10 protein-coding genes are annotated in these 12,071 nt (G+C 65.5%); 3 read left to right on the top strand and 7 right to left on the bottom strand.

Annotated elements, in window-relative coordinates; genetic code table 11:
- Window positions 1-38: 38 nt before the first annotated feature.
- The 3 genes from QX051_RS26870 to QX051_RS26860 all read right to left on the bottom strand — a co-directional run bounded on the left by QX051_RS26870 (window position 39) and on the right by QX051_RS26860 (window position 4,394).
- Complete coding sequence (locus tag QX051_RS26870) at window positions 39-1,283, bottom strand: NAD(P)/FAD-dependent oxidoreductase (protein ID WP_315778189.1); 1,245 nt, start codon at window positions 1,281-1,283, stop codon at window positions 39-41.
- A 126-nt stretch (window positions 1,284-1,409) separates the two neighbouring features.
- Complete coding sequence (gene typA / locus QX051_RS26865) at window positions 1,410-3,236, bottom strand: translational GTPase TypA (RefSeq protein ID WP_315740466.1); 1,827 nt, start codon at window positions 3,234-3,236, stop codon at window positions 1,410-1,412.
- Between the two features lie 396 nt (window positions 3,237-3,632).
- Window positions 3,633-4,394, bottom strand: a complete 762-nt coding sequence (locus QX051_RS26860) for a Crp/Fnr family transcriptional regulator (RefSeq protein WP_315778188.1) — start codon at window positions 4,392-4,394, stop codon at window positions 3,633-3,635.
- Between the two features lie 168 nt (window positions 4,395-4,562).
- On the opposite strand from QX051_RS26860, the gene QX051_RS26855 reads away from it, so the two are divergent.
- The gene (locus QX051_RS26855; RefSeq protein WP_315778187.1) at window positions 4,563-4,937 is read left to right on the top strand and encodes a response regulator; all 375 of its coding nucleotides are present in this window, start codon (window positions 4,563-4,565) and stop codon (window positions 4,935-4,937) included.
- A gap of 45 nt (window positions 4,938-4,982) precedes the next feature.
- Here QX051_RS26855 and QX051_RS26850 read toward each other — a convergent pair whose 3' ends face one another.
- A complete protein-coding gene (locus tag QX051_RS26850; protein ID WP_315778186.1) occupies window positions 4,983-6,554 on the bottom strand; it encodes an alkaline phosphatase D family protein in 1,572 nt (523 codons plus the stop codon).
- A 139-nt stretch (window positions 6,555-6,693) separates the two neighbouring features.
- Window positions 6,694-8,040, bottom strand: a complete 1,347-nt coding sequence (locus QX051_RS26845) for a TAXI family TRAP transporter solute-binding subunit (RefSeq protein ID WP_315740462.1) — start codon at window positions 8,038-8,040, stop codon at window positions 6,694-6,696.
- Window positions 8,041-8,300: 260 nt separating this feature from the next.
- On the opposite strand from QX051_RS26845, the gene QX051_RS26840 reads away from it, so the two are divergent.
- Window positions 8,301-8,720 carry a 4a-hydroxytetrahydrobiopterin dehydratase gene (locus QX051_RS26840; RefSeq protein ID WP_315778185.1) on the top strand — a complete coding sequence of 140 codons (420 nt, stop codon included), beginning with the start codon at window positions 8,301-8,303 and terminating at the stop codon, window positions 8,718-8,720.
- Window positions 8,721-8,824: 104 nt separating this feature from the next.
- Window positions 8,825-9,238, top strand: coding sequence for a YkvA family protein (locus tag QX051_RS26835; protein ID WP_315758657.1), 414 nt, complete (start codon window positions 8,825-8,827; stop codon window positions 9,236-9,238).
- Window positions 9,239-9,367: 129 nt separating this feature from the next.
- Here QX051_RS26835 and QX051_RS26830 read toward each other — a convergent pair whose 3' ends face one another.
- Window positions 9,368-10,546: a TAXI family TRAP transporter solute-binding subunit gene (locus QX051_RS26830; RefSeq protein ID WP_315740459.1), complete on the bottom strand. Its 1,179-nt coding sequence runs from the start codon at window positions 10,544-10,546 to the stop codon at window positions 9,368-9,370.
- A 149-nt stretch (window positions 10,547-10,695) separates the two neighbouring features.
- Window positions 10,696-11,703: a hypothetical protein gene (locus QX051_RS26825; RefSeq protein WP_315740458.1), complete on the bottom strand. Its 1,008-nt coding sequence runs from the start codon at window positions 11,701-11,703 to the stop codon at window positions 10,696-10,698.
- Window positions 11,704-12,071 lie beyond the last annotated feature (368 nt).

Raw genomic sequence — 12,071 nt, 5'->3', positions numbered from 1 at the left:
TGGAGCGCCTCGCTGTGCTCGCAACGGCGGTGGATGTGCTAGCGCTTGGTTACTGACGCCAGAGCTTCCCGCGCCGCGCGCTCGCCGCTGTCGCGCGCGCCATGGGCGGTCGAGAAGAAATCCGAGGGCGTCGCCTCGCCGGCGAAGAACAGCCGATCATCAACCGGCGCGGCCAGCACGGCGCGCTTGTCGGCATGTCCGGGCAGTGCATGCGAATAGGCGCCGCGCGCGAACGGGTCGGCGCCCCAGCGGGACTCGGCGAGCGGACGGAGGCTCTTGCGGATGTCGTTGCCGAGCAGGGCCACGATGTCGTCGATCGCCTGCGCCGCCAAGGCCCCCTCGCCCGCCACCTCGATCTCGCGAGCGAAGCTGCCGCCATAAAAACCTTCGATGCAGGGCTGGCCGAACGGGCGCAGCTGGAAGCTGCCGACCCGCGCGGTGTGGCTTCGGCCGCGCATGCCCGAATCCCTCGGCAGGTGCTCCCAGCCGTCGAGCGCCAGCGTCACCTTGTTGTCGAGACCGAGCGGCAGGCCAGCGGCGGCTTCGACCTTGCTCGGCAGGGCCGGCGAAAAGCGGAGCGCTTCGTCGACGATGAGACTGGTCGGCACGGTCACGATGACCTTGTCGGCCGTCACCGTGCCCCGCGAGGTTGTCAAGCGAATGCGCGTGTCGCCGTGATCGATCAGGGTCACGTTGCAGTTCAAGGCGATCGGCAGGTCCCCGCCATAGGCGGCGACCAGCGCGCCATAGCCGTGGCGAACGCGCCAGTTCAGCTCGGTGTCCTCATAGGCTTCGAAGTCGAGCAGCGACATCTGGTCGAGCTCGCAGCCGTTGAGATAGGTGCAGATCGCATCGATCATGCCGTTCCAGCGATTGCCGGGCTCCAGGCAGATGCTCGCCGGGGCATCGCGGCCACTCTTGGCGGCCTCTGCGGTGCGCGTAAAGAACGCCTCCAGCGCCCGCAAGAACTCCTCGCGCTCGTGGCGCGGAAATGCCGCGTCATAGGCCTGGTCGCGCCAGGGCGGCCGGCTGGTGTCGATAGTGAAAGCAAGCTGCTCGGCGATGCCGACGAAGGAGTTGCGATCAGCCGAATGCAGCCAGCCACAGCCGAGATCGAAGGTAACATCAGGCGAAGCCATGATGGTGTGAGCACGGCCGCCGATGCGGTCGCGGGCCTCCAGGACGATGAACGAGACGCCCTTGTCCTGCAGCGCATGTGCGGCGCCGAGGCCCGCGGCACCCGCGCCGATGATGGCGATGTCGATGGAGGATGGGAAAGACATTGGCTCATCCAACTCCGTCGTCATGCCCGGCCTTGTGCCGGGCATCCACGTCGTCCTCGCAAGCCCCAAAACGTGGATGGCCGGGACAAGCCCGGCCATGACGCATTTGAGAATGGAGGGCGGAAATTACGCCACCGCTTCCTTCTGTTTCTCGGCGCGCTTGCGCTCGTTCGGATCGAGATGCTTCTTGCGCAGGCGGATCGACTTCGGCGTAACCTCGACCAGCTCGTCGTCCTCGATATAGGCCAGCGCCTTCTCCAGCGTCATCCGGATCGGCGGCGTCAAACGGACCGCCTCGTCCTTCGACGTGGTGCGGATGTTGGTGAGCTGCTTGCCCTTCAGCACGTTGATCTCGAGATCGTTGTCGCGGGTGTGCTCGCCGACGATCATGCCGCGATAGACCTTCCAGCCCGGCTCGATCATCATCGGGCCGCGGTCCTCCAGCTTGAACATCGCGTAGGCCACCGCCTCGCCCTGGTCGTTGGAGATCAAGACGCCATTGCGGCGGCCGGCGATCTCGCCCTTGAACGGGGCATAACCGTGGAACAGGCGGTTCATGATCGCGGTACCGCGGGTGTCCGTCAGCAGCTCGCCCTGATAGCCGATCAGGCCGCGGGTCGGCGCGTAGAACACCAGCCGCAGGCGGTTGCCGCCGGACGGGCGCATCTCGATCATCTCGGACTTGCGCTCGCTCATCTTCTGCACGACGACGCCGGAATGCTCCTCGTCGACGTCGATCACGACCTCCTCGATCGGCTCCAGCCAAGCGCCGGTGGCCTCGTCCTTCTGCAGCACCACGCGCGGACGCGACACCGACAGCTCGAAGCCTTCGCGGCGCATGGTCTCGATCAGGATCGCGAGCTGCAATTCGCCGCGGCCCGACACTTCCATGGCGTCCTTGTCGGCGGATTCGACCACGCGCAGCGCGACATTGCCCTCGGCCTCGCGCAGCAGGCGGTCGCGGATCATGCGGCTCGTGACCTTGTCGCCTTCGGTGCCCGCCAGCGGCGAGTTGTTGACGATGAAGGACATCGACACGGTTGGCGGGTCGATCGGCTGCGCCGGGAGCGGAGTCTCGACCGAGGGATCGCAGAACGTGTCGGCGACGGTGCCCTTGGTCAGGCCTGCGATGGCGACGATGTCACCGGCCTCGGCCTCGTCGAGCGGCACGCGCTCGATGCCGCGGAACGCGAGAATTTTGGAAATACGGCCCTGCTCGACGACCTTGCCCTCGGCGTTCAGCACCTTCACGGCCTGGTTGGGCTTGATGCTGCCCGAGGTGATGCGGCCGGTGATGATGCGCCCCAGGAAGTTGTTGGCCTCCAAGATGGTGCCGATCATGCGGAACGGCCCCTCCTCGACCGACGGCGCCGGCACATGGCGCAGCACCAGGTCGAACAGCGGCTGCATCCCGGCGTCCTTCGGACCTTCCGGGCTCTCGGCCATCCAACCCTGCTTGGCCGACCCGTACAGGATCGGGAAGTCGAGCTGCTCCTCGGACGCGTCGAGTGCGGCGAACAGGTCGAACACCTCGTTGATGACCTCGGTCGGACGGGCGTCGGGACGGTCGACCTTGTTGATGACGACGATCGGCTTGAGGCCGACCTTGAGCGCCTTGGAGACCACGAACTTGGTCTGTGGCAGCGGGCCCTCGGCGGCGTCGACCAGCACCAGGGCGCCGTCCACCATGTTCAGGATGCGCTCGACCTCGCCGCCGAAATCGGCGTGGCCGGGGGTGTCGACGATGTTGATGCGGGTGTCCTTCCACTGCACCGAGGCGGCCTTGGCCAGGATGGTGATGCCGCGCTCGCGCTCCAGGTCGTTCGAGTCCATGGCGCGCTCGGCAACCTTCTGGTTCTCGCGGAAGGTACCCGACTGCTGCAGGAGACGGTCAACCAGGGTGGTCTTGCCGTGGTCGACGTGGGCGATGATGGCGATGTTGCGAAGATTCATGGTCAGTGTCTTCTAAGCTTTCTCAAGAGCCCGTGCTCTGTCCCCGGCGGGGCGCGCGCTTTGTTATAGTCGAATCAAGCTGTTAGCTTTACGACGCGCGCTCGCGAAACTCGTTCGGCGGCAGGGGCCGGCAGCCCCAAATAGGAAGCCCGGCCAATCGACCGGGCAGACCTCACGCGTTGCGGCGCAATATAGGCAGAAAATGCCAAAAAACAATGACTGCTTTCAGGAACGAGGAGCGGTTTCCGAGCGGCTGGCTAACGCCTCCGCGACCGCACGCTTCCGGGCGGCGCGGTAGAAGACGAGACCAACCACTCCGACCGGCAATCCCACGAGGACCAGCGCTGACAGCCGTCGGCTGCGCCCATGCGCGGAAAGTAAAAAGCGCCTGCGGGCTCAGCCCGTCGCGGCCTGCTCGGTCGGATAGACGCCGCGCAGGACCTCCTCGAAATGGGTCTTCACGGCCTCGTTGCACAGGCAGGAGCGGCGCTTCAGCGCGTCGAAGTCCCGCACCATGAAGGCGCCGCGGCGGGTTTCGAGAATGCCCTCGGCTCGGAAGGTCTGGACGACCCGGCTGACATAGCTGCGGCCGACGCCGAGCAGCGTCGCCAGCTGCTCATGCGTCAGCGGCACGATCGGCTCGCCGTCGGTGCGGTCCATCGCGGCCACGATCCACTTCGCCGTCCGCTGCTCGATCGAATGAATCGCGTTGCAGGCGGTCGACTGGAACATCTGCGCCAGCATGCAATCGGCGTAGCGCGCGAACACGTTGCGGAGCGTCTTGGATTGCAGCTTGGCGGCCGCCAGGCGGGACAGTGGCAGCCGTGCAAACGGGCCGCCGAACTTGACGACGATCCGCGTATAGGCCGGCAGGAAGCCCTCGCTGACGATGCCGCCGACGGCGCCCTCGCGGCCGACCAGGATGGTCTCGACGTCGCGGCCGTCCTCATTGGGGACGAGATAGGACGTGAGCGCCGGCCCACAGGGAAAATGCACGATCTGCACGTCGTCCCCGGGACTGTAGAGCAGATCGTTCGGCGTTGCCTCGTCCTCCACCAGATACGGCGAAATCAGCGCGTAGTCGGCCGCACTCAGCCGCAGCAGCAGGTTGTTGTGGGGCCGCTCCCGGTTCAGCGTGGTCACACCCTGGCTCAGCATCGTCATCCCCTGCGCGCAACGCATGTGCGTGATTCGTGCTCCTTGTGTTCACAAGTGCACCGACACAGGAACTCTGATATGCTGCCTTGGTTCCAGGAACCCGCCAGCGCACTCAAGAGGAGACGCCGGCTGCGGCGCCCATCCCTCATCCTGGAACCCGCAGATCCCATGACCAGCTCGCAATCAGGCGTGCCCGAGCTTTATCAACATGTGCTGGTCGTCGAAGACGACCCCATCATTGCGCTCGGATTGGAAGACACGATCACCGACCTCGGCGTTCCCGACATCAGGATCGCAGCCGACGTCGCGACCGCGCTCGCCATGATCGCGGAGCGCGCCCCGCAATTCGCATTGCTCGATGTCGGCCTGGTCCGCGAAAAGAGCTTTGCGATTGCCGAGCGGCTGACGGCGCTCGGCATTCCCTTCGCCTTCTCCACCGGCTATGGCGCCGACCGCGTGCCGGCCGCGTTCGCCGACCGGCCACGGCTGCCGAAGCCTTGCCCGACCGACGCGCTGGAGGCGGTGCTGCGCCGACGCGACTAGTTGCCGTCGCAGCACGCGATCGTCTTGCCGCCGAACAACGACAGCTCAGCCGAGCTTCGGATCGAGCGTGGTCGACCACAGCGCGACGTCGGCGCGATCGCGCAGGGTCACGGTCATCTGGCCCGTGGCGCCCTCGATCTTGACGTGGCCGAAGAACTGCATGCCGGCCGATGGCGGCAGGTTCTGCTTATCGAGGCCCGGCGCCTTGATGAACCGCACCTCGGGGCCGAAGGTGTTGTCGAGCTCGTTCGGACCGAACGTGCCGGCATGCAGCGGACCGGAGACGAACTCCCAGAACGGCTCGAAGTCCTGAAACTGCGCCTTGTTCGGATCGTAATAGTGCGCGGCCGCGTAGTGCACGTCCGCCGTCAGCCACACCGTGTTCTGGATCGGCGCCGTCTTGATGAAGCGCAGGATCTCGGCAATCTCGAGCTCGCGGCCGCGCGCCGGGCCGTCCCCTTGGGCAACCGCTTCCGAGCCCTTCTTGTTGGCCGCGTCGTCATAGACGATGATGCTGAGCGGCATGTCGGAGGCGATCACCTTCCAGGTCGCGCGCGAATTGAGCAGCGCCTGCTTCAGCCAGCGCATCTGCTCCGGCCCGATGAAGTAGGACGCCGGACCATATTTGTCCTCGAGATTGGGACCGTTGGCGCCGCGGTAGCTGCGCTCGTCGAGCACGAACACGTCGAGATGAGGGCCGTAATTGATCGTGCGATAGACGCGCCCCGGCTCGATGATGCTCTCGCGCATGGGATACATCTCGTGAAAGGCGCGCGCCGCGCGGGCCGCGAGCAGCTGGATGTTGCGCTCCTTGTAGCTGGCCGGCAGCTCCTTGGAGGCCGACCAGTTGTTGGTGACCTCATGATCGTCCCACTGCACGAAGATCGGCACCTCGGCATTGAAGGCGCGGACGTTCTCGTCGAGGAAATTGTATTTGTGAGCGGCACGGAACTCGTCGAGCGTCTCGGCGACCTTCGCCTTCTCTTCCACGGTGAGATTCTTCCACACCTTGTTGTCCGGCAGCTTCACCTCGGACTTGATCGGACCGTCGGCGTAGATGGTGTCGCCGGAGTGCAGGAAGAAGTCCGGGCGGTGCTTCTTCATCGTCGAGAAGGTGAACATGCCGCCATCGTCGGGGTTGATGCCCCAGCCCTGCCCCGCCACGTCGCCGCCCCAGACGAACGAGACGTCGCGCCTGTTGCCGGGCGCGGTGCGGAAGCGGCCAAGCGCGGCCTCGCTTTCGACCGCGACATGCGAAAGGTCGCGGAACTTGACGCGGTAGAAGATGTCCTGGCCGCTGGGCAGACCGTCGATCAGCATCTTGGCCGTGAAGTCGCTTTCCGGAAGTGCGGCGACCGGAGGCAGCGTACGCGCGTCCTTGAACGACTCGGTGGTCGCCACCTCGACCAGCATCTGCGACGGCCGGTCGGCACGCGCCCAGACCACGCCGCCATCCATGCCAACGTCGCCGGACTGCACGCCATGCGTGATCTGCGGCCGGTCGGCGGCGCGGCTCAGATAGGGCATCGCCAGCGTCGTGACGCCGGCTGCGGCGGCTGTCGACAGGAAGCGGCGGCGGGACAGGGCTGTGCGCGGTCGAGGAATGCGAAGCGTCATGCGGATCTCCTGGTCGGATCGCGCGCGGGAGCAGGCGCGAGCCACGGCCCGGCAGACCTAGAAAAGATTGATGACGCTGGAATTACACGCGGCGTCTTGGGCAGTGCGCGACACCGCCGCAAGGGGAGCGTGGCAGACCTCAGGTGCCGGCGGCACGCAACTGCGCGCCGGTTCGCTGCAGATTGGCGGGCATGCTCATCAGGATGAGCTTGCGATCGGCGACCGCGTTGTGGAACTGCTCGAGCGCGATGTTGAACGCGGTCAACGCCGCGTGCTCGATCGCGCCGTCCTCGAAGCAGGTCAGCGTGTTGCGCAGGATCTCGTCGGCCTCGGCCTGGAGCTGATCGAGCTCCTCGGTCGAATCGCACTTGCGCGCGATCGTGATCATCTCCAGCAGACGATCGCGCAGCGAGGTGTTGATGGTGCGTTCGTCGCGCTTGAGATAGCCGGCGAACCACGCGCCGGCCGAGCCCATCGCCGAAAGCGCCATCAGGCTCCACCAGATGTAGTCGCTGTAGCGGTCGAGGAAGGTCTTCTCCTCGCCGTCGACGAAGGCCGCCGCGCCGGGATGGACGGGGATCGCGGCGTCCTTGTCGGTGTCCGGCGTCTCGATCTTGGCGGCAAGCGGAAATTCCGACATCAGCTGCTGGCGCACCGAGAACAGCTGATGCGTGAACGTCGAGACCGTCGATTCGGCGAGGCCCTTGCGTGCCACGATGTGGTGATTGAAGCTGATCGTCTTCACTTCATCTTCAGGGCGATCGGGCGCCCCGCCGAACGCGCCGGCCGGAATCTCGGTGGCCTCGTATTCGGGATGGTTCTGTGCGATGGCTCCGGCGGAATCGATGGCCAGGAAGGTGGGGGGGCCGCCCTCCTTGGTGGCGGCGGCGATCGCATCCGCCGTGATTTTGCTGTTGATGGGACCGGCCGCAAGATAGACATCGGCCCTCTGGCTTCGGACCGCTTCGGCGGCCTCGGTGATCGGGAATTGGACGATCTCGACCTTGCCGGGGTCGACGCCATATTGGCGCAGGATGACCTTCAGCAGGTTCGCGTTCGCCGGCGTCCGGCCGATGATGCCGACTTTGTGGCCCGCGAGCTGCGAGATCTTCGTGATCTTGGCGCCACCCTTGCGGCTCTTGCCCTTGCCGGACGAGGGCACCCAGAGGACGACGACGTTCTTGCGCAGCGTCGCTACCGCCTGTGCGTTCTTTGGGACCTCGAGGTCACCCCGCACGATCGCAAGGTCCACCTTGGCGGCGGCCAGCGCCTGCGCGCTCTCGGCGGCGCCCTCGGTCGGAACCGGCCGCAGCCTGACGGAGGCGTGCGACTGGGAAAAGGCCTGGGTCAGGGCCTGGACGACCTTCAGGTCGTCGCTGTTGGGCGGACCGACCGCGATCTTGAGCACCACGGGACGCATCGCAAAATAGTAGGCACCCGTCAAAGCGCCGACGACCGCGAGGATCCCGGCGATGACGATGAACACGGCAGGGCGCATCCGTGAGCGCTGCGCTGGCGTGGTCTGAGTATCTACCAGATTCCCGTCCTCCGGTGGTCCCAGGCCCGGGCGATGCCACAGGCGGCTTCGTCTGGCCACGTCGTCCTTCGATAGAGCTGAACTGTAGCAAATTTCTTGTCCGCCCGGGGTGACATCTGCGTCATGGTTACCATCGCACCAGTTACCGCAGGATCGGGACAGTTCCGAGCCCCTCCCGGCATGGCGCCTGTGACAAGGCTCTGATCGGGATGCGTTTTCGGCTAGTCTTGGCAACCGGACACCGGCGCGATCCAGCCGGAGGTAGCCCCGCAATCGCCCGGACGCTGCCACGTGTCCGGTCGATTGCACCACAAGAGGAGATCGAGATGCCGCAACGATTGTCGGCGGAGGCACGCGCCACCGCCCTGCGGGAGCTTCCCGACTGGTCCGAGCTGGAGGGCCGTGAGGCCATCGCCCGCACCTTCACGTTCAAGAACTTCAACGAAGCGTTCGGCTTCATGACCCGGGTCGCGCTGGTCGCCGAGAAGCACGACCATCATCCCGAGTGGCGCAACGTCTACCGCACCGTCGAGGTGGTCCTCACGACCCATGACGCAGGCGGCGTGACCACGCGCGACATTGAGCTCGCCAAGGCGATGGATGCGATCGCCGCAACGATCAGCGGCTGACGAATCCACGCGGATACGGGTGCCTTGCGGCCAAGGTCGCCGTCCCCACATGACAGCTCGAGCATGGCGCCTCCAGCGCCGTCTGGAACCGGAGATCGGACATCATGTCGGATGCGACCGACTACAACGTTGGCTTCGAGCCCGCGGAGCGGCTGGCCCGGGATCGCGAGACCCTTCGCCGCCGTTTCTGGATCAAGTTCAAGAAGGTTGTCGCGCGGTTGCCGTTCGCCGAGGAGCTGCTTGCGGCGTATTACTGCGCCTTCGACAAGGAGACGCCGCGGCACGTCCAGGTCGCCCTGCTCGGCGCCATCGCCTACTTCGTCGTGCCGTTCGACTTCATGCCTGACGTGTTGCCCATCCTCGGCTTCACCGACGACGCGGCGGTGCTCGCCACCGCCATCCGCATGGTCGCCTCGAACATCACGCCCGACCATCATGCCGCGGCCCGCGCCGTACTCGCGCGGCTGGCGGCAGACAAGAACGCTGACGTCGCGAAGGACGGCGAGAATATCGGCTGACGGCGGCTCGGGCCGGCAAGCCGGGTTCCCGCAGTCAGCGCCTCGGAAGGGCACAACGGCAAACAACAGCAAAAAGCCCCGCGTTCGCGGGGCTTTTCTCCTGATGGGACCTCGTTGAACGCTACGATCTCAGCGCTGGCCGCGCGCCTGGGCGCGGGCGCTGCCGGTCTTCTCGGCCTCCCAGGCCTGGTACTGCTTGAACAGTGCCTCGCGGTCGGCCTCGCTCGGCATCGCCCTGCCGGCGCTGCTCTGCTTCAGGAAGTCATCGAAGCGGTCGCGCTGTGCGCCTTCCATGGCATGGCTCTCCAGCCATTTGCTCGCGGACGGCAGCCGCTGCCAGCCGGCCAGCGGCGCCGACAGCGAGACCTCCTTCCACTTCGGATGGAACGGCGGATTCTGGAACGCCGGGAATTTGGTGAAGAAGGCATCGACGAAGGTCGCGAGCTTGCGATAGCGGTCGGTGTTCGGCGCCCAATTATAGGCGGCGAGCACGGCCGGCACCGCGATCGTGTCGACCTTCTCGCCCTCGGCGATCAGGTTCGGATAGTCCTTCGCGGTCAGGGTCGCCGGCAGGTAGTCGGTCTGCAGCGGTCGATCGTAATCGACGTTGACGAGATGGAAGCGCCCGTCGTTGACGAAGGTGCTGACCGACTTGTAGGGCTTGCCGCCGACCACGATGACGGCATCGAGCTCGCCGCGCTTCAGCTTCTCCATCGCGATGCGCTGCTCGATATAGGCGAAGTTGGCGCGCAGGCCCAACCGCTCGAACACCGTCAGCGCCGTGACGAAGGTGCCGCCATTCGGCAGGTCGACGCTGACCCGGCGGCCTTCGAGGTCACGCAGCGTGCGCACCGCGCGTGGCGCGATGACCTGCATCTCCTCGTTGTAGAGCTTGGTGACGTAGGTGAACTGCCGCTTGATGTCCTTGGCGAAGCCCTTGCGCTCGAGATAGTCGAGCGTGTCGGCTCGGACGATGCCGAGATCAACACCCTGCAGGAACAGGATGTCGGCCACGCTCTGGACCGAGCCGCGGCCGACGATCGGCAAGACGCGCAGATTGTTGCCGTCATCGAGCAGCGAGGCCAGGTCGGCGCCGAACTGCACATAGGTGCCGCCGATGGTGCCGGTGATGAGCGTCACCGTGTTGGCGTTCAGCGCCTGCTTGGTCTGCACCGAGCCGAACTGGAAGATCGCCTTGAGGCTGTCGCTCACCTTGGCGGGGTCGAACTCGCCTTCCTCGGCGTGGGCAGCAAAGCCGCACGCTATCATCATCATTGCGGCTACGGCCGCTCCAACAACACGTCGCATCTGTCCCCCTCGATGTAAGGTTGGCACATGTTTGCGAGCCGGAACGCGGGCAGCACCAAGTCTCGCCTGGCGTCGCCCATGAACGGACTCGAAAATCACGCGTGAAACAAAAAAATGAAACGGGGCGGCATCGCTGCCGTCACGAGCGTTCAGTTCTGCAACTGATCGAGCCTGCGCTGCGCTTCGGTCGAGCCGAGCTGGGCGGCGCGGCGGTACCAGTTGCGCGCCGCAGCCGGATCGGCATTGATGTTGCGGATGTCCTTCGTTCCCAGCACGTGCGGATCGTAGGTCTGCGCAAGCATCAGCGCTGCGGCCGGTTCTTGCGCCTCGGCGGCGCGCTCCAGCAGCAGTCGCGCCGGCGGGATGTCGCCCGCGGCCAGCAGGCTCTTGGCGCGTTTCATGATGCCCGCGAGCTCGTCGGGATCGAGCCGGCGGACCTGCGCGGGCGGCGGAGCAGCGGTCACGGCGCCGAGGCCGGGCGCGACGATTGCCGATCCGGCGCCCGGCGAATTGATCGAGGATGGCTCCATCGCGCTCGGGGCCGGCGCGGATGGTGCCGTGGCGAAGCTCGGTGGTGCTGCAACCGGCGCGGGCTGCGTCACGCTACGATTCTGCAGCGCTGTCTGGTAGGCGTTGGCGATGTCGTCACGCGTCGGTGCCACGGCTGCCGTCTGCACCGGCGCCGCCGCAGCCGGCGGCTCGGGCGGCAGTCGCGCCGGCTCGTTCAGCTGCATGTCGCGCGCGGTGAGCTGCGTGTTGGTGGCCTGCGGCGGGGCCGTCGGATCCGGCGTGGCGCCGATGATGGAAGCCTTGGCACTGGCGATCAGGTCGCGCGTCGCATCCGAGGTGACAAGCGCGAAGAGCACCGCGACGCCGGCCGCAGCCACCACGGCGAGAAGAATCCGAGACGAGACCGACACGCGGCGGGTCCGCACCGGCCACTGGTCCTCGAAATGCGTGCTGTCGATCTGATTGCCGCTCTCATACTCAGAGAGGAACATCGGCATCGATTCGTCGTTTGGATAGTTGTCCTGGGTCGACCGGCCGAAACGATAGTTCGGTGGGCGCTCCTGAGGGAGTTCATCGGGGAAAGGCCTGAAGTCAGGCTCCGAAGGAGTTCTGTTGTTGAAACGCCCGCGCGTCGTCCGCTCAGCCATGGCCTTCATCCCCATCTCAACTTCACGCAACATACTTTTGGTCCCAAGCCCGTCAGAAGCTCGAGACACGTCACGATTGCCAGAGGCACCCCACTGCCGACAACTAATTGACTAATTGAATCCGACTAAAAGTGGACGAGAGCCGGCATGATTCTGGAAATATTTTGATCTGATTGTGGCAACGCGAGTGCGACATCGCACCGCACCAAATCCAGAAACGTCGAAATAACAACAGCCAAGCCCTACAATTTACCATGCCACAATGTGGCTCGGTTGCGTTAACCAAGAAACGCTCGTTTTCGGATTTTCTGCTTCCGGTTGCGAATCCGTGACGCCGGCGCGGCAGCCCGCAGAACAAATTTGCGGCG

It is taken from the genome of Bradyrhizobium sp. SZCCHNR1053 (genome assembly GCF_032381235.1).
Lineage (GTDB): Bacteria > Pseudomonadota > Alphaproteobacteria > Rhizobiales > Xanthobacteraceae > Bradyrhizobium.
This window is presented reverse-complemented; position numbering and strand designations above follow the sequence as displayed.